The following is a 16,622-nucleotide window of genomic DNA, read 5'->3' as shown; positions in this document are numbered from 1 at the left end:
ATGAACGAGCAACCCGAAAACCTCCGTAACTTCACCATCAACTTTGGTCCGCAGCATCCGGCCGCGCACGGCGTGTTGCGGCTGGTGCTGGAGCTCGACGGCGAAGTGGTCGAGCGCGTCGATCCGCATATCGGCCTGCTGCATCGCGGCACCGAGAAGCTGATCGAGCAGAAGACCTATCTCCAGGCGATCCCGTATTTCGACCGGCTCGATTACGTCGCGCCGATGAACCAGGAGCACGCCTTCTGCCTCGCAGCCGAAAAGCTGCTCGGCATCGAGGTGCCGCGCCGCGGCCAGCTGATCCGCGTGCTCTATTGCGAAATCGGCCGCATCCTGTCGCATCTGCTCAACGTCACCACGCAGGCGATGGACGTTGGCGCGCTGACCCCGCCGCTGTGGGGCTTCGAAGAGCGCGAGAAGCTGATGGTGTTCTACGAGCGTGCCTCGGGCAGCCGCATGCACGCGGCCTTCTTCCGCGTTGGCGGCGTGCATCAGGACCTGCCTCAGAAGCTGGTCGACGACATCGAGGCCTGGTGCGATCCGTTCCTGAAGGTGGTCGATGACCTCGACCGGCTGCTTACCGCCAACCGCATCTTCAAGCAGCGCAACGTCGACATCGGCGTCGTGTCGCTCAAGGAAGCCTGGGAGTGGGGCTTTTCGGGCGTGATGGTGCGCGGCTCCGGCGCGGCCTGGGACCTGCGCAAGTCGCAGCCCTACGAGTGCTACGCCGAGATGGATTTCGACATTCCGATCGGCAAGAACGGCGACTGCTACGACCGCTATTTGATCCGCATGGAAGAGATGCGTCAGTCCGTGCGCATCATGAAGCAGTGCATCCAGAAGCTGAACGCGCCTGAGGGCAAGGGCCCCGTCGTCGTCGAGGACAACAAGGTCGCGCCGCCGCGCCGTGGCGAGATGAAGCGCTCGATGGAAGCGCTGATCCACCACTTCAAGCTCTACACCGAGGGCGTCCACGTGCCGGCCGGCGAAGTCTATGCCGCGGTCGAAGCGCCGAAGGGTGAGTTCGGCGTCTATCTCGTCGCCGACGGCACCAACAAGCCCTATAAGTGCAAGATCCGCGCGCCGGGCTTTGCGCATCTGCAGGCCATGCATCACATCTGCCGCGGCCATCTGCTCGCCGACGTCTCGGCGATCCTCGGCTCGCTTGACATCGTGTTCGGAGAGGTCGATCGCTGATGGGGCAGCAGGCGCCAATCCAGTTCGACCGCGCCTCGGGGGCCCTTGAAGGGGCCAACCTGTGGGAGCGGACGGCTGCCCTGGCGCTGATGACGGGATCGAAGATCTCCTCGCACTTCTCGCATATGGGCTACATCGCCTGCGCCAATCTGCTGCGCAGGACGCTGCCCGAGCGCAACATCGCGATCAGGCTCAATCCCGACGCCGTGTTCGAATTCCCTTACGGCGACGGCTACTGGAGCAAGCTGCTCAACCGCTCCTACAATTACGAGGACGAGCTCGAGCTGCTGTTCGCCGACTCGATCGACGTCGATTACACGCTGCTCGATTGCGGCGCCAATTACGGCTACTGGTCGGTGCTGGTGTCGAGCAAGCCGTTCGGTTCGCACAAGGCGATCGCGATCGAGCCATCGGGGCAGAACTATCCGAAGCTCGCCAACAACGCCCGCGTCAACGGCAACCGCTTCGAGACCATGAAGTGCGCCATCGGCGCGGCCCGCGGCACCGCGCGGCTGTCCGGCACCAAGCACGAGGCCTTCAGCATTGCCGGCGATCCGTCGGCGGGCGGTGAAGAAGTGTCCGTGATCGCGCTCGACAACCTCATCGACGACGGCAAGGTCGCGGCCACCGGCAAATACCTGATCAAGCTCGACGTCGAGGGCGTCGAGATCGAGGCGATCAAGGGCGGCGCCCGGCTGCTTGAGGCCGACAGCGTCATCATGTGCGAGGAGCACGGCAGCGACCGCTCCCATGCCGTGTCGCGCTTCATCCTCGAACAGACCCCGCTGAAGCTGATCGTGTTCGATCCGCGCAGTAACCGGATGGAGACCGTGACCGAGCTGTCGATCCTCGACCGCATCAAGGTCTCGACCCACGTCGGCTACAACGTTTTCGGCACCGCAAGCGCATTCTGGCAGGACAGGATCGATGCCCTGAATGCGAAAACCGCGCGCCGTATGCAGTGAGAGATTAGAGATGTCCGTTCGCCGATTAGCACCGAAGGAAGTCCAGCCCGCGAGCTTTGCGTTCACGGAGGAGAACCTCGCATTCGCCAGGCAGCAGATCGCGAAATATCCGGCCGGCCGCCAGGCTTCCGCTGTCATCGCCATCCTCTGGCGCGCGCAGGAGCAGAACGACGGCTGGGTGTCGGAAGCCGCGATCCGCGTCATCGCCGACATGCTCGACATGCCCTATATCCGCGTGCTGGAAGTCGCGACCTTCTACACGATGTTCCAGCTCGCCCCGGTCGGCAAGAAGGCCCATGTCCAGGTCTGCGGCACCACGCCGTGCCGCCTGCGCGGCGCCGAGGATCTGATCCACGTCTGCGAGCACCGCATCCATCACGAGCCCTTCCATCTCTCCAAGGACGGCAATTTCAGCTGGGAAGAGGTGGAGTGCCTGGGCGCCTGCGTGAACGCGCCGATGGTGCTGATCGGCAAGGATACTTACGAGGACCTGACCAAGGAAAGCTTCGGCAAGGTGCTCGACGGTTTTGCTTCGGGCAATCCGCCCAAGCCGGGTCCGCAGAACGGCCGCCAGTTCTCGGCGCCGATCACCGGGCCGACCACACTGAAGGAGATCACCTGATGCGTGATCTCTCGTCGCCGGCAATGCAGGGGAGCGGTGCCATGGAGAAGTGGGGCTTCATCGCGATGCACGCCGTTGTGGCGGCCGCTTTCATCTTCCTGCTTCAGCGCTTCGGCCTGAACGCATCGCTGGAATCTAGTCTGCTCTGGGCGCTGACGTTTGGTATCTGCGCCGCCGGACTTGCCTACAAGCAGTCCAATCGTTGATCGGAAAGCACTGATATGCTCGAGGACAAGGACCGCATCTTCAAGAACCTCTACGGCCTCCACGATTGGGGGCTCGAGGGCGCGCGGCGCCGCGGCGCCTGGGACGGCACGAAGAACATCATCGACAAGGGCCGCGACTGGATCATCAACGAGATGAAGGCCTCGGGGCTCCGCGGCCGCGGCGGCGCCGGCTTCCCGACCGGTCTGAAATGGTCCTTCATGCCGAAGGAATCGACCGACGGCCGGCCGAGCTATCTGGTCGTCAACGCCGACGAATCCGAGCCCGGCACCTGCAAGGATCGCGAGATCATGCGGCACGATCCGCATCTCCTGATCGAGGGCTGCCTGATCGCCAGCTGCGCGATGAACGCGCACGCCTGTTACATCTATGTCCGCGGCGAGTTCATCCGCGAGCGTGAGCACCTCCAGGCCGCGATCGACCAGGCCTACGAGGCCAAGCTGGTCGGCAAGGACAACGTCAACGGTTGGCCGTTCGACATCTATGTCGCCCACGGCGCCGGCGCCTATATCTGCGGCGAGGAAACCGCGCTGCTCGAAAGCCTCGAAGGCAAGAAGGGCCAGCCGCGCCTGAAGCCGCCGTTCCCGGCGAACGTCGGTCTGTTCGGCTGCCCGACCACCGTCAACAACGTCGAGTCGATCGCCGTTGCGCCGGATATCCTGCGCCGCGGCGCGGCGTGGTTCGCCGGCATCGGCCGCCCGAACAACGTCGGCACCAAGCTCTTCTGCATCTCCGGCCATGTCGAGCGGCCCTGCAACGTCGAAGAAGCCATGGGCATTCCGTTCCGTGAGCTGATCGAGAAGCATTGCGGCGGCATTCGCGGCGGCTGGGACAACCTCAAGGCCGTGATCCCCGGCGGCTCGTCGGTGCGCATGGTGCCAGCCGAGCAGATCATCGACACGCCGATGGATTTCGATTCCTTGAGCAAGCTGCGCTCGGGCCTCGGCACCGCGGCCGTGATCGTGATGGACAAGTCCACCGATTTGATCCGCGCCATTGCCCGCATCTCCTATTTCTACAAGCACGAGAGCTGCGGCCAGTGCACGCCGTGCCGCGAGGGCACCGGCTGGATGTGGCGGGTCCTGACCCGCATGGCCGAGGGCCGCGCCCACAAGCGCGAGATCGACATGCTGCTTGAAGTGACAAAACAGGTCGAAGGCCACACCATCTGCGCGCTCGGCGACGCGGCGGCCTGGCCGATCCAGGGCCTGATCACGCATTTCCGTCACGAGATCGAAGCGCGCATCGACCAGTATTCGCACAAGGCTGACATCGACGATATCGGCGTCCGCGATCCCGTGAACATGGTCGCGGCGGAGTAAGAGACATGACCAAGCTCATCATCGACGGCAAGGAGATCGACGTCCCCGCCGAATACACGCTGCTCCAGGCGTGCGAGGCGGCCGGTGCCGAGATTCCGCGCTTCTGCTATCACGAGCGGCTGTCGATCGCCGGCAATTGCCGGATGTGCCTCGTCGAGGTGAAGGGCGGCCCGAAGCCGGTCGCCAGCTGCGCCTGGGGCGTGCGCGACTGCCGTCCAGGCCCCAAGGGCGAGCCGCCGGAGATCTCCACCCGTTCGCCGATGGTGAAGAAGGCGCGCGAAGGCGTGATGGAGTTCCTTCTCATCAACCATCCGCTGGACTGCCCGATCTGCGACCAGGGCGGTGAGTGCGACCTCCAGGACCAGGCGATGGGCTATGGTGTCGACACCAGCCGCTTCGCCGAGAACAAGCGTGCGGTCGAGGACAAATATCTCGGCGCGCTGGTCAAGACCTCGATGAACCGCTGCATCCAGTGCACGCGCTGCGTCCGCTTCTCGGCGGAAGTCGCCGGCGCCCCCGAGATGGGCGCGACCGGCCGCGGCGAGGACATGGAGATCACGACCTATCTCGAGCACGCGCTGACGTCGGAACTGCAGGGCAATCTCGTCGACATCTGCCCGGTCGGCGCGCTGACCTCGAAGCCCTATGCGTTCGCGGCGCGTCCGTGGGAGCTCGGCAAGACCCAGTCGATCGACGTCATGGACGGCCTGGGATCGGCGATCCGCGTCGACACCCGCGGCCGTGAGGTGATGCGTATTCTGCCGCGCATCAACGAGGCCGTGAACGAGGAGTGGATCTCCGACAAGACCCGCCACGTCGTCGACGGCCTGCGCACCCAGCGGCTCGACCGGCCCTATATCCGCGAGGCCGGCAAGCTGCGCGCGGCGAGCTGGACCGAGGCCTTCGCCGCGATCGCCGCCAAGGCGGCGCGCACCGACGGCAAGCGCATCGGCGCGATCGCCGGCGACCTCGCCGGTGTCGAGGAGATGTTCGCGCTGAAGGATCTGCTCGCCAAGTATGGCTCGAGCAATCTGGCGGTGCAGGGCGGCGACGCCTTCGATCCCGCGCTCGGCCGCGCCTCCTACATATTCAACCCGACGCTCTTGGGCGTCGAGCAGGCCGATGCGCTGCTCATCATCGGCGCCAACCCGCGGAAAGAGGCGGCCGTGTTCAACGCCCGCATCCGCAAGCGCTGGCGTGCCGGCGGCTTCAAGGTCGGCGTGATCGGCACCAAGGCCGACCTCACCTACGACTATGACCACCTCGGCGCAGGCACCGAGACGCTCGCCGACCTCGCGGCCGGCAAGCACTCCTTCATGGACGTGCTGAAGAACGCCAAGAATCCTATCATCCTGGTCGGTGCGGGTGCGGCCGCCCGTCACGATGGCGCTGCCATCCTCGCTGCCGCCGCCAAGCTCGCGCTCGACGTCGGCGCGGTGAAGGACGGCTGGAACGGTTTTGGCGTGCTGCACGAGACCGCTTCGCGCGTCGGTGCGCTCGACATCGGCTTCTCCGCCACGGGCGGCGGGCTCAACGCTGCGCAGATGACGACGTTCGGCACGCTCGACTTGCTGTTCCTGTTGGGGGCCGACGAGATCAAGGCGCCGGACGGCACCTTCGTCGTCTATATCGGCACCCATGGCGACCGCGGCGCGCATCGCGCCGACGTCATCCTGCCGGCGGCCGCCTACACCGAGAAATCCGCGATCTACGTCAACACCGAGGGCCGCGTGCAGATGACAGGCCGCGCCGCGTTCCCGCCGGGCGAAGCCCGCGAGGACTGGGCGATCATCCGCGCGCTGTCGGAAGCGCTGGGCAAGAAGCTCGGCTACGATTCGCTCGCGCAGTTGCGCCAGGCGATCTTCAAGGCCGTGCCGCATCTGATGCGTCTCGACCAGATCGAGGCCGGCTCCGCCGACCAGATCAAGAAGCTCGCAGGGAAGGGCGGCTCGCCCGAGAAGGCGCCGTTCAAGCCGCTGGTCGAGGACTTCTACCTGACCAACCCAATCGCGCGTGCATCCGCCGTGATGGCGGAATGCTCGCGCCTCGCCTCCGGGCAAATGCTGACCGCAGCGGAGTGAGCGTGATCTGATGGAATTCTTCGAAAGCGCATTCTGGACCGGGTTCCTCTGGCCGCTGATCATCATGGTCGCGCAGAGCGTCCTGGTGCTCGTCGTCCTCCTGGTCGCGATCGCCTACATCCTGCTCGCCGACCGCAAGATCTGGGCGGCGGTGCAGATCCGCCGCGGCCCGAACGTGGTCGGCCCATGGGGCCTGCTGCAATCCTTCGCCGACCTTTTGAAGTTCGTGCTGAAGGAGCCGATCATTCCGGCCGGCGCCAACAAGGGCGTGTTCCTGCTGGCGCCGCTGGTGTCCTGCGTGCTCGCGCTCGCCGCCTGGGCGGTGATCCCGACCAATCTCGGCTGGGTGATCGCCGACATCAATGTCGGCATCCTCTTCATCTTCGCGATCTCGTCGCTGTCGATCTACGGCATCATCATGGCCGGCTGGTCGTCGAACTCGAAATATCCGTTCCTGGCCGCGCTGCGCTCGGCGGCGCAGATGGTGTCGTACGAAGTCTCGATCGGCTTCGTCATCATCACGGTGCTGCTCTGCGCGGGCACGCTGAACCTGTCGGCCGTCGTCGAGGCCCAGCACGCGCGCGGCCTCGCCAGCCTGATCGGGTTGCCGCAGCTCACCATCCTGAACTGGTACGTCTGGCCGCTGTTCCCGATGTTCGTCGTGTTCTACGTCTCGGCGCTGGCGGAAACCAACCGTCCGCCCTTCGACCTCGTCGAAGCGGAATCCGAGCTCGTCGCCGGCTTCATGGTCGAATACGGCTCGACTCCGTACCTTCTGTTCATGCTCGGCGAGTATGTCGCGATCGTCACGATGTGCGCGATGGCGACCATCCTGTTCCTCGGGGGCTGGCTGCCGCCGGTTGACCTGCCGCCCTTCAACTGGGTGCCGGGGATCATCTGGTTCTCGCTGAAGCTGTTCTTCATGTTCTTCCTGTTCGCGATGGCGAAGGCGATCGTGCCCCGCTACCGCTACGATCAACTGATGCGCCTCGGCTGGAAGGTGTTCCTGCCGCTGTCCCTGGCGATGGTGATCGTGGTGGCCGGCGTGCTGCATTTCGCCGGCATCGCGCCGAAGTGAGGGCCGTCATGGGTATCAACGTCAACGCCACTGCACGCTCGCTTCTTCTGTCGGAATTCGTCTCGGCGTTCTTCCTCGCCATGCGCTATTTCTTCCAGCCGAAGCCGACGCTGAACTATCCGTTCGAGAAGGGCCCGATCTCGCCGCGCTTCCGAGGCGAGCACGCGCTGCGCCGCTATCCGAACGGCGAAGAGCGCTGCATCGCCTGCAAGCTGTGCGAAGCGGTCTGCCCGGCGCAGGCCATCACCATCGAGGCCGGTCCGCGCCGCAACGACGGCACCCGCCGCACCGTGCGTTACGACATCGACATGGTGAAGTGCATCTATTGCGGCCTCTGCCAGGAGGCCTGTCCTGTGGACGCCATCGTCGAAGGCCCGAACTTCGAGTTCGCGACCGAGACCCGCGAGGAACTGTTCTATGACAAGGCCAAGCTGCTCGCCAACGGCGACCGCTGGGAACGCGAGATCGCGAAAGCGATCGAGCTCGACGCGCCGTACCGGTGAGGTGAGGGCATGATCCTTCCCGCCATTTCCTCGTCATTCCGGGGCGCGCGAAGCGCGAACCCGGAATCTCGCGCCACAACCTCCAGATTCCGGGTTCGCGGGCTTTGCCCACGCCCCGGAATGACGGGGAATGCCTGATGATCCTTCCCGCGCTGTTCTTCTATCTGTTCGCCGGAGTCTGCGTCGCCTCGGCCGTGATGGTGATTGTCTCGCGCAATCCCGTGCACTCCGTGCTGTACCTGATCCTGGCCTTCGTCAACGCCTCCGGCCTGTTCGTGCTGATGGGCGCCGAGTTCCTGGCGATGATCCTGATCGTCGTCTATGTCGGCGCGGTCGCGGTGCTGTTCCTGTTCGTGATCATGATGCTCGACGTCGACTTCACCGAGCTGCGCGAGGGCTTCATCGAGTACCTGCCGGTCGGCCTCGTGATCGGCGGCATCTTCCTGTTCGAGCTGCTGCTCACGGTCGGCTTCTGGGTCATCAATCCCGGCGTCTCCAAGACGATCACGGCGGCGATCCCGGCCAATGTCAGCAACACCGAGGCGCTCGGCCTCGTGCTCTATACGAAGTACATCCACTACTTCCAGCTCTCGGGCATGGTGCTGCTGGTCGCCATGATCGGCGCCATCGTGCTGACGCTCCGGCACAAGGCGAGCGTGAAGCGGCAGGACATCAACGTTCAGAACGCGCGCACGCCCGAGATGGCGATGGCGATGCGCAAGGTGGTGCCGGGGCAGGGGCTCTCGGACGCCGATGCGGCGGAGTGGGTGAAATGACGATCGGGCTCGGACATTATCTGGCGGTCGGCGCGATCCTGTTCACGCTCGGCATCCTCGGCATCTTCCTGAACCGCAAGAACATCATCGTCATCCTGATGTCGATCGAGCTGATCCTGCTCTCGGTCAACATCAACCTCGTGGCGTTCTCGACCTTCCTCGGCGACATCGTCGGCCAGGTCTTCGCGCTGCTGGTGCTGACGGTTGCGGCTGCTGAAGCTGCGATCGGTCTCGCCATCCTGGTGGTCTATTTCCGCAACCGCGGCTCGATCGCGGTTGAGGACGTCAATCTGATGAAGGGCTGAGCTCTCAAATGGTTCAGGCAATCGTTTTCCTGCCTCTGCTGGGCGCCATTCTGGCTGGCCTGATCGCGCTCGTCGGCGCGCATGCCCGCAACCCCTCGGGCGACGAGCTCGACCATCACGGCGATCACGGGCATGGCCACGGCGACGCTCATGCGTCGGCCGCCCATGATGACCATGGTCACGACGATCACGGCCACGACGATCACGGCCATGGCCCGACCGAGCCGCCCGCGGCGGGCTCGCGCGGCGCCGAGCTGATCACCACGGCGCTGCTGTTCGTCTCGGCGGCGTTGTCCTGGATGACGCTGGTCGATGTCGGCTTCATGCACCACGACTACAGGATCCAGCTGCTGCCCTGGATCTTCTCCGGCGACCTCCAGGTCTGGTGGACGCTGCGCGTTGACACGCTCACCGCCGTGATGCTGGTGGTGGTGACGACCGTGTCCTCACTCGTGCACCTCTATTCCATCGGCTACATGGACGAGGATCCGAACCGGCCGCGCTTCTTCGGTTATCTCAGCCTGTTCACCTTCGCCATGCTGATGCTGGTGACGGCGGACAACCTCGTGCAGCTGTTCTTCGGCTGGGAAGGCGTGGGTCTGGCCAGCTACCTGCTGATCGGCTTCTGGTACCAGAAGCCGTCGGCGAACGCGGCCGCGATCAAGGCCTTCGTGGTCAACCGCGTCGGCGATTTTGGTTTCGCGCTCGGCATCTTCGCGATCTTCATGCTGGTCGGCTCGACCGATTTCGAGACCATCTTCCACGCGGCGCCCGGCCTCACCGGCAAGACCGTCAACTTCCTCGGTTGGCACGCCGACGCGCTGACCCTGACCTGTTTGCTCTTATTCATGGGCGCGATGGGCAAGTCGGCGCAGTTCCTGCTGCACACCTGGTTGCCGGACGCGATGGAAGGCCCGACCCCGGTCTCGGCGCTGATCCATGCCGCGACCATGGTCACCGCCGGCGTGTTCATGGTGGCGCGCCTGTCGCCGCTGTTCGAGCTCGCCCCGAATGCCCAGGCCGTCGTGATGTTCTTCGGCGCCACCACCGCGTTCTTCGCCGCGACCATCGGCCTCGTCCAGAACGACATCAAGCGCATCGTCGCCTATTCGACCTGTTCGCAACTCGGCTACATGTTCGTGGCGATGGGAGCGGGGGCCTATTCGGTCGGCATGTTCCACCTGTTCACGCACGCCTTCTTCAAGGCGCTGCTGTTCTTGGGGAGCGGCTCGGTGATCTACGCGATGCACCACGAGCAGGACATCCGCAACATGGGCGGCCTCTGGAAGAAGATCCCCTACACCTACGCGGTGATGGTGGTCGGCACCCTGGCGCTCACCGGCTTTCCGCTCACCGCCGGCTACTTCTCCAAGGACGCGATCATCGAGTCCGCCTACGCCTCGCACAATCCGTTCGGGGTCTACGGCTTCCTGATGACGATCGTCGCCGCCGGCCTGACCTCGTTCTACTCCTGGCGCCTGATCTTCAAGACCTTCCACGGCGAGCCGCATGACGAGCATCACTACGAGGCCGCGCATGAGGCTCCGATCTGGATGCTGATCCCGATCGGCGTGCTCGCGGTCGGCTCGTTCGTCGCGGGGCTGCCGTTCAAGGAGCTGTTCGCCGGTCACGGCATCGAGGAGTTCTTCCGCGAATCCGTGAAGATGAACCCGCACATCATCGAGGAGATGCACCACATCCCGCAGGCCATCGCGTTCCTGCCGACGGTGATGATGGTGCTGGGCTTCCTGGTGTCGTACCTGTTCTACATCCGCCGACCCTACTTGCCGGTCGAGCTCGCGAAGACGCAGCCGATGCTGTACCAGTTCCTGCTCAACAAATGGTACTTCGACGAGCTCTACGACCTCATCTTCGTCCGTCCGGCGAAGTGGATCGGCTATCAGCTCTGGAAGAAGGGCGACGGGTTCATCATCGACGGCTTCGGTCCCGACGGCGTCTCGGCCCGCGTGCTGGACGTCACCCGCAACGTCGTGAAGATCCAGACCGGCTATCTCTATCACTACGCATTCGCCATGCTGATCGGCGCCGCCGGCCTGATCACCTGGTTCATGTTCGGCTTTGGAGGCCAGTAAATGACAACCTGGCCCATTCTTTCGGTCACGACGTTCCTGCCACTGGTCGGCGCGCTGATCGTCTATCTCAGCCGCGGTGACGACGAGGCGGCCAAGCGCAACTCGCGCTGGATCGCGCTGTGGACCACGCTGATCACCTTCGCGGTGTCGGTGATCCTGGTCATGCGCTTCGACCCCAGCAACCCCGACTTCCAGTTCGTCGAGAAGGCGAACTGGCTCGCCGCCGGCATCACCTATCACATGGGCGTCGACGGCATCTCGCTGCCGCTGGTGATCCTCACCACCGCCGTGATGCCGTTCTGCATCATCGCGAGCTGGAAGGCGATCACGAGCCGCGTCCGCGAATACATGATGGCGTTCCTGATCCTGGAGACGCTGATGATCGGCACCTTCTCGGCGCTCGATCTCGTGCTGTTCTACCTGTTCTTCGAGGGTGGCCTGATCCCGATGTTCCTGATCATCGGCGTCTGGGGCGGCCCGCGCCGGGTCTACGCGTCGTTCAAGTTCTTCCTCTACACGCTGCTCGGCTCGGTCCTGATGCTGCTCGCCATCATGGCGCTGTACTGGAACGGCGGCACCACCGACATCCCGACCCTGATGCACACGTCCGTGCCGCGGTCCCTGCAGACCTGGGCGTGGCTCGCCTTCTTCGCCTCCTTTGCGGTGAAGATGCCGATGTGGCCGGTCCACACTTGGCTTCCCGACGCGCACGTCGAGGCGCCGACCGCGGGCTCTGTGGTCCTCGCCGCGATCCTCCTGAAGATGGGCGGTTACGGCTTCCTGCGCTTCTCGCTGCCGATGTTCCCGCTGGCCTCGCACGACTTCGCGCCGCTGGTGTTCACGCTCTCGGCCATCGCCATCATCTACACCTCGCTGGTGGCCCTGATGCAGGAGGACATGAAGAAGCTGATCGCGTACTCGTCGGTGGCGCATATGGGCTTCGTCACCATGGGCATCTTCGCCGGCACCATGCAGGGTGTCGCCGGCGGCGTGTTCCAGATGATCTCGCACGGCATCGTCTCCGGCGCGCTGTTCCTCTGCGTCGGCATCGTCTACGACCGCCTGCACACCCGCGAGATCGCGGCCTATGGCGGCCTCGTCAACCGGATGCCGCTCTACGCGATGACCTTCATGGTCTTCACCATGGCCAATGTCGGCCTGCCCGGAACGAGCGGCTTCGTCGGCGAGTTCATGACGCTGCTCGGCACCTTCAAGGTCTCGATCCCGACCGCGTTCTTCGCCAGCTTCGGCGTGATCCTGTCGGCGGCCTATGCGCTGTGGCTCTATCGCAAGGTGGTGTTCGGGGCCCTGGTCAAGCCGTCGCTGATGAGCATGAAGGATCTCACCTTCCGGGAGTGCCTGACGCTGTTCCCGATGATCGCGCTGACGATCCTGTTCGGCGTCTATCCGAAGCCGGTGCTCGACATGTCGGCCGCTTCGGTCCAGCAACTCGTCAACAACTACAACACCGCTGTGACGGCCATGAAGGCCGCCGCACTGCTCCAGTGATCGGGCAGGTCAGGATATCGCCATGAGCTTTGAGACTGCAGGTTATCAACTGGCGCCGGTGCTGCCCGAACTCGTGCTCGCGGTCGGCGCGATGGCGCTTCTGATGCTGGGAGCCTATCGCGGGCAGGAGACGACCAGGACGGTCACGCTGCTGTCGGTGGTGCTCCTGATCGTGGTCGGCGCGCTCGTCTACATGCAGCCCGCGGGCAAGCAGGTGACCTTCGGCGGCAGCTTCATCGCCGACGACTTCGCCCGCTTCATGAAGATCCTGGCCCTGATCGGCTCGGCGGTGACCCTGGTCCTGTCGACCGAGTTCCTGTCCGACCCGTCGCGCCGCATCTTCGAATATTCGATCCTGGTGCTGCTCTCGACGCTCGGCATGATGGTGCTGATCTCGGCCGGCGACCTGATCTCGCTCTATCTCGGCCTCGAGCTGATGTCGCTGGCGCTTTACGTCGTGGCGGCCTCGAACCGCGACAATGCCAAGTCGACCGAAGCCGGCTTGAAGTATTTCGTGCTCGGCGCGCTGTCCTCGGGCATGCTGCTCTACGGTTCCTCGCTGATCTACGGCTTCACCGGCACGGTGAGCTTCACCGGCATCGCCGCGGCGGCCACGGTCTCGAATGTCGGCCTGGTCTTCGGCCTCGTCTTCCTGCTCGCCGGCCTCTGCTTCAAGGTCTCGGCGGTGCCGTTCCACATGTGGACGCCCGACGTCTATGAGGGCGCCCCGACCCCGGTCACCGCCTTCTTCGCGTCGGCGCCGAAGGTGGCCGCGCTCGCCGTCTTCACCCGCGTGACGCTGACCGCATTCCCCGGCATCGTCTCGCAGTGGCAGCAGATCCTGGTGTTCGTGTCGATCGCCTCGATGGCGCTCGGCTCCTTCGCCGCGATCGGCCAGAGCAACATCAAGCGCCTGATGGCCTATTCGTCGATCGGCCACATGGGCTTCGCGCTGGTCGGCCTCGCCTCCGGCACGGTCGAGGGCGCGCAGGGCGTCCTGATGTACATCGTGATCTATGTCGCGATGACGCTCGGCTCGTTCTCGATCATCCTCGCCATGAAGCGCAACGGCCAGGCGGTGGAGCAGATCAGCGATTTCGCAGGCCTCTCGCGGACCAATCCGCTGCTCGCCTTCATGTTCGCGATGCTGCTGTTCTCGCTCGCCGGCATCCCGCCGCTCGCCGGCTTCTTCGCCAAATGGTACGTCTTCGTCGCCGCCATCAAGGCGAACCTGTTCACGCTCGCCGTCATCGGCGTGCTGACCAGCGTGGTCGGTGCCTATTACTATCTCGCCATCGTCAAGACGATGTACTTCGACGAGCCGGCCGGCCAGGTCGATCCGGTGCGCATCGAAGTGCGGACGGTGCTGGCGGTCGCGGGCCTGTTCAACATCCTGTTCGCGCTGTTCGCAGGTCCGGTGGTGAGCGTCGCCTCCGCCGCGGCAAAGTCGCTGTTCTAGGATGGCTTTCACGCTCGGTCCTCGCGCACTGTCGGCGGGCTACAAGCTCGCAGCTTTCGAGCGGACCGGCTCGACCAATACCGAGGCGATCGAGCACGCCAGGGCCGGCGAGCGTGGCCCGATGTGGTTCGTCACGTCGGAACAGACCGCCGGCCGCGGCCGCCGCCAGCGCGCCTGGATTGCGCCGCGCGGCAATCTCGCCGCCAGCATCCTCGAAGTGATGGACGTTACCCCGGCCGTCGCCGCCACGCTGGGCTTTGCCGCCGGGCTGGCGGAGGAGGCTGCGCTGGAGAAGGTGAGCCTCGAGGCCGCGCTCCGCCTCGGCGAGGGCCGCCCCCGCTACGCCCTGAAATGGCCGAATGATGTGCTCGCCGGCGGCAAGAAGCTGGTCGGCATTGGGCTTGAAGCCGAGGCCGTTGGCAACGGTCTCGCCATCGTCGTCGGCATCGGCACCAACGTGGTTGCAGCGCCCGAGGGCACCCCGACGCCTGCGGTGTCGCTGGCCGCCCTCGGCGTCCAGATCAGCGCGGAGGAGCTGTTCTCGGCCCTCTCGGATGCCTGGGTCGAGTTCCGGGGGATCTGGGACAATGGCCGCGGCTTTGCCGAGATCCGGAAGCTCTGGCTCGAGCGCGCTGCCGGCCTCGGCGAGCGGGTCGCGATCCACACGGGAGCGATGACGCTGGAAGGCGTTTTTGACACAATCGACGACACCGGCTGCCTGATTGTCCGCACCGCGGAGGGCCGTCGCGTGCCGGTGGCCGCGGGCGAGGTGTTCTTCGGCCCCGTCGCCTCCGTGGGAGCTGCGTGATGGCAAGGCCCGACGAACTGGTGTTTGCGCCCCTCGGCGGCGTCGGCGAGATCGGCATGAACCTGTCGATCTACGGCCTCGGCAACCGCCACCAGCGCGCCTGGCTGGCGGTCGATCTCGGCGTGTCATTCGGTGACGAGGAGCATCTGCCGGGCATCGACCTGATCATGCCCGACATCAGCTTCCTGGAGAAGGAGCGCAAGAACCTGATGGGCCTCGTGCTGACCCACGCCCATGAGGACCATTTCGGCGCCATCATCGATCTCTGGCCGAAACTGAAATGCCCGATCTACGCCACCAGGTTCAGCGCGGCGCTGTTCGAGGCCAAATGCGCTGCCGAGCGCAATGCGCCCGAGATCCCTGTCACCGTGGTGCCATCAGGCGGCCGCGTCGATATCGGCCCGTTCAACGTCGAGTTCATTCCCGTCGCGCATTCGATTCCGGAAGCGCATGCGCTGGCGATCCACACCGAAGCCGGCATCGTGCTGCATACCGGCGACTGGAAGATCGACCCGACTCCGACCCTTGGGGCGCCGACCGACGAGAAGCGGCTGCGCGAATTGGGCGAGCAGGGCGTGCTCGCCTTGATCGGCGATTCCACCAACGCCGTGCGCGATGGCCGCTCGCCGTCGGAAGCCGAGGTCGCCCGGACCATCATCGAGCTCGTCAAATCAGCCAAGGGCCGCGTTGCGGTCACGACCTTCGCCTCCAACGTCGCCCGCATCAAGGCGGTCGCCGATGCGGCGAAGGCTGCCGACCGCGAGGTCGTCGTGGTCGGCCGCGCCATGGAGCGCGTGGTGCAGGTCGCCCGCGAGACCGGCTATCTCGACGGCGTGCAGAATTTCCGTTCGCCTGAGGTCTACGGTCACCTTCCGCAGGACAAGGTGCTGGCCCTGTGCACCGGCAGCCAGGGCGAGTCGCGTGCGGCGCTGGCGCGCATCGCCAACGACGACCATCCTGAGATCACGCTCAACCGCGGCGACAGCGTCATCTTCTCCTCGCGCACCATTCCAGGCAACGAGAAGGCTGTCAGCTCGATCGTCAACAATCTCGTGCTCCAGGGCGTCGAGATCATCACCGACCGCGACGCTCTGGTCCACGTCTCCGGCCATCCCCGCCGCGACGAGCTGCGCGACCTGATTTCCTGGGTGAAGCCGCAACTCCTGATCCCGGTCCATGGCGAGGCCCTGCATCTGCACGAGCACGCAAAGCTGGCCCGCGCCGCCGGCGTGCCGCGCGTGCTGGTCTGCCGCGACGGTGACCTCGTCAGGCTCGGCCCCGGCGATCCCGGCATCATCGGGGAGGTGCCTTTCGGCCGTCTCTACAAGGACGGGACGATTCTGGAGGACTCCAAGTCCCGCGCGGTGATCGAGCGTCGCCGCATGGCCTTTTCCGGCTGCGCCTTCGTCGCCATCGCGATGACTGGGCAGGGCGAGCTCGCCGACGATCCCGAGGTCGATCTCGTCGGCATCCCCGAGAAGAATAGGGCGGGCGAGCTCTTCGACGACATCGTCTTCGACGCCGTGATGTCCACCATCGAGGGCCTGCCAAAGGCGCGTCGCCGCGATCCCGACGCCTTGGGCGAGTCGGTGCGACGCGCCGTCCGGGCCGTGATCAACGAACATTGGGGCAAAAAGCCTCCCTGTCTGGTACACGTACTGACAGTGTAATTGTGTCAG

15 protein-coding genes are annotated in these 16,622 nt (G+C 65.0%); all 15 read left to right on the top strand.

The genetic code is table 11. The features are described from left to right. Positions 1-1,197 (top strand): NADH-quinone oxidoreductase subunit D, encoded by a 1,197-nt coding sequence (locus ACM42_RS18610; RefSeq protein WP_028178213.1) that lies wholly within the window; start codon positions 1-3, stop codon positions 1,195-1,197. Continuing rightward, the gene (locus ACM42_RS18605; RefSeq protein ID WP_271529319.1) at positions 1,197-2,162 is read left to right on the top strand and encodes an FkbM family methyltransferase; all 966 of its coding nucleotides are present in this window, start codon (positions 1,197-1,199) and stop codon (positions 2,160-2,162) included. Before ACM42_RS18610 ends, ACM42_RS18605 begins: the two co-directional genes overlap by 1 nt. A 10-nt stretch (positions 2,163-2,172) precedes the next feature. Next, positions 2,173-2,784 (top strand): NADH-quinone oxidoreductase subunit NuoE, encoded by a 612-nt coding sequence (nuoE, locus tag ACM42_RS18600; protein ID WP_271529318.1) that lies wholly within the window; start codon positions 2,173-2,175, stop codon positions 2,782-2,784. Further along, positions 2,784-2,990 (top strand): hypothetical protein, encoded by a 207-nt coding sequence (locus ACM42_RS18595; protein ID WP_028178210.1) that lies wholly within the window; start codon positions 2,784-2,786, stop codon positions 2,988-2,990. Before nuoE ends, ACM42_RS18595 begins: the two co-directional genes overlap by 1 nt. Before the next feature lie 15 nt (positions 2,991-3,005). Then, positions 3,006-4,331 carry an NADH-quinone oxidoreductase subunit NuoF gene (nuoF, locus tag ACM42_RS18590; protein WP_028178209.1) on the top strand — a complete coding sequence of 442 codons (1,326 nt, stop codon included), beginning with the start codon at positions 3,006-3,008 and terminating at the stop codon, positions 4,329-4,331. Between the two features lie 5 nt (positions 4,332-4,336). After that, on the top strand, positions 4,337-6,412 hold the full coding sequence (gene nuoG, locus ACM42_RS18585; protein ID WP_271529317.1) for an NADH-quinone oxidoreductase subunit NuoG: 2,076 nt from the start codon (positions 4,337-4,339) through the stop codon (positions 6,410-6,412). Positions 6,413-6,422: 10 nt separating this feature from the next. Next, a complete protein-coding gene (nuoH, locus tag ACM42_RS18580) occupies positions 6,423-7,490 on the top strand; it encodes an NADH-quinone oxidoreductase subunit NuoH (RefSeq protein ID WP_271529316.1) in 1,068 nt (355 codons plus the stop codon). Between the two features lie 8 nt (positions 7,491-7,498). After that, the gene (gene nuoI / locus ACM42_RS18575) at positions 7,499-7,993 is read left to right on the top strand and encodes an NADH-quinone oxidoreductase subunit NuoI (RefSeq protein ID WP_191093171.1); all 495 of its coding nucleotides are present in this window, start codon (positions 7,499-7,501) and stop codon (positions 7,991-7,993) included. A gap of 137 nt (positions 7,994-8,130) precedes the next feature. Beyond that, entirely contained in the window at positions 8,131-8,769 is a 639-nt protein-coding gene (locus tag ACM42_RS18570; RefSeq protein WP_271529315.1) for an NADH-quinone oxidoreductase subunit J, read from the top strand. Beyond that, positions 8,766-9,074: an NADH-quinone oxidoreductase subunit NuoK gene (gene nuoK / locus ACM42_RS18565; RefSeq protein WP_008547737.1), complete on the top strand. Its 309-nt coding sequence runs from the start codon at positions 8,766-8,768 to the stop codon at positions 9,072-9,074. Before ACM42_RS18570 ends, nuoK begins: the two co-directional genes overlap by 4 nt. Positions 9,075-9,082: 8 nt before the next feature. Continuing rightward, the gene (gene nuoL, locus ACM42_RS18560) at positions 9,083-11,167 is read left to right on the top strand and encodes an NADH-quinone oxidoreductase subunit L (RefSeq protein WP_271529314.1); all 2,085 of its coding nucleotides are present in this window, start codon (positions 9,083-9,085) and stop codon (positions 11,165-11,167) included. Next, positions 11,168-12,676, top strand: coding sequence for an NADH-quinone oxidoreductase subunit M (locus ACM42_RS18555; protein WP_271529313.1), 1,509 nt, complete (start codon positions 11,168-11,170; stop codon positions 12,674-12,676). Between the two features lie 22 nt (positions 12,677-12,698). Beyond that, positions 12,699-14,135, top strand: coding sequence for an NADH-quinone oxidoreductase subunit NuoN (gene nuoN / locus ACM42_RS18550; RefSeq protein WP_271529312.1), 1,437 nt, complete (start codon positions 12,699-12,701; stop codon positions 14,133-14,135). A 1-nt stretch (position 14,136) separates the two neighbouring features. Further along, the gene (locus ACM42_RS18545; protein ID WP_271529311.1) at positions 14,137-14,943 is read left to right on the top strand and encodes a biotin--[acetyl-CoA-carboxylase] ligase; all 807 of its coding nucleotides are present in this window, start codon (positions 14,137-14,139) and stop codon (positions 14,941-14,943) included. Then, positions 14,943-16,613 (top strand): ribonuclease J, encoded by a 1,671-nt coding sequence (locus ACM42_RS18540; RefSeq protein WP_271529310.1) that lies wholly within the window; start codon positions 14,943-14,945, stop codon positions 16,611-16,613. Before ACM42_RS18545 ends, ACM42_RS18540 begins: the two co-directional genes overlap by 1 nt. The last annotated feature ends 9 nt before the right edge of the window (positions 16,614-16,622 follow it).

This window comes from Bradyrhizobium sp. CCBAU 25338, from assembly GCF_028128965.1.
GTDB classification, from domain to species: domain Bacteria; phylum Pseudomonadota; class Alphaproteobacteria; order Rhizobiales; family Xanthobacteraceae; genus Bradyrhizobium; species Bradyrhizobium liaoningense.
This window is presented reverse-complemented; position numbering and strand designations above follow the sequence as displayed.

Bases quoted from the DNA above. Each gene is read 5' to 3' on its own strand.
- ACM42_RS18610 (WP_028178213.1), top strand. From the start codon at position 1: ATGAACGAGCAACCCGAAAACCTCCGTAACTTCACCATCAACTTTGGT.
- ACM42_RS18605 (WP_271529319.1), top strand. From the start codon at position 1,197: ATGGGGCAGCAGGCGCCAATCCAGTTCGACCGCGCCTCGGGGGCCCTT.
- nuoE (WP_271529318.1), top strand. From the start codon at position 2,173: ATGTCCGTTCGCCGATTAGCACCGAAGGAAGTCCAGCCCGCGAGCTTT.
- ACM42_RS18595 (WP_028178210.1), top strand. From the start codon at position 2,784: ATGCGTGATCTCTCGTCGCCGGCAATGCAGGGGAGCGGTGCCATGGAG.
- nuoF (WP_028178209.1), top strand. From the start codon at position 3,006: ATGCTCGAGGACAAGGACCGCATCTTCAAGAACCTCTACGGCCTCCAC.
- nuoG (WP_271529317.1), top strand. From the start codon at position 4,337: ATGACCAAGCTCATCATCGACGGCAAGGAGATCGACGTCCCCGCCGAA.
- nuoH (WP_271529316.1), top strand. From the start codon at position 6,423: ATGGAATTCTTCGAAAGCGCATTCTGGACCGGGTTCCTCTGGCCGCTG.
- nuoI (WP_191093171.1), top strand. From the start codon at position 7,499: ATGGGTATCAACGTCAACGCCACTGCACGCTCGCTTCTTCTGTCGGAA.
- ACM42_RS18570 (WP_271529315.1), top strand. From the start codon at position 8,131: ATGATCCTTCCCGCGCTGTTCTTCTATCTGTTCGCCGGAGTCTGCGTC.
- nuoK (WP_008547737.1), top strand. From the start codon at position 8,766: ATGACGATCGGGCTCGGACATTATCTGGCGGTCGGCGCGATCCTGTTC.
- nuoL (WP_271529314.1), top strand. From the start codon at position 9,083: ATGGTTCAGGCAATCGTTTTCCTGCCTCTGCTGGGCGCCATTCTGGCT.
- ACM42_RS18555 (WP_271529313.1), top strand. From the start codon at position 11,168: ATGACAACCTGGCCCATTCTTTCGGTCACGACGTTCCTGCCACTGGTC.
- nuoN (WP_271529312.1), top strand. From the start codon at position 12,699: ATGAGCTTTGAGACTGCAGGTTATCAACTGGCGCCGGTGCTGCCCGAA.
- ACM42_RS18545 (WP_271529311.1), top strand. From the start codon at position 14,137: ATGGCTTTCACGCTCGGTCCTCGCGCACTGTCGGCGGGCTACAAGCTC.
- ACM42_RS18540 (WP_271529310.1), top strand. From the start codon at position 14,943: ATGGCAAGGCCCGACGAACTGGTGTTTGCGCCCCTCGGCGGCGTCGGC.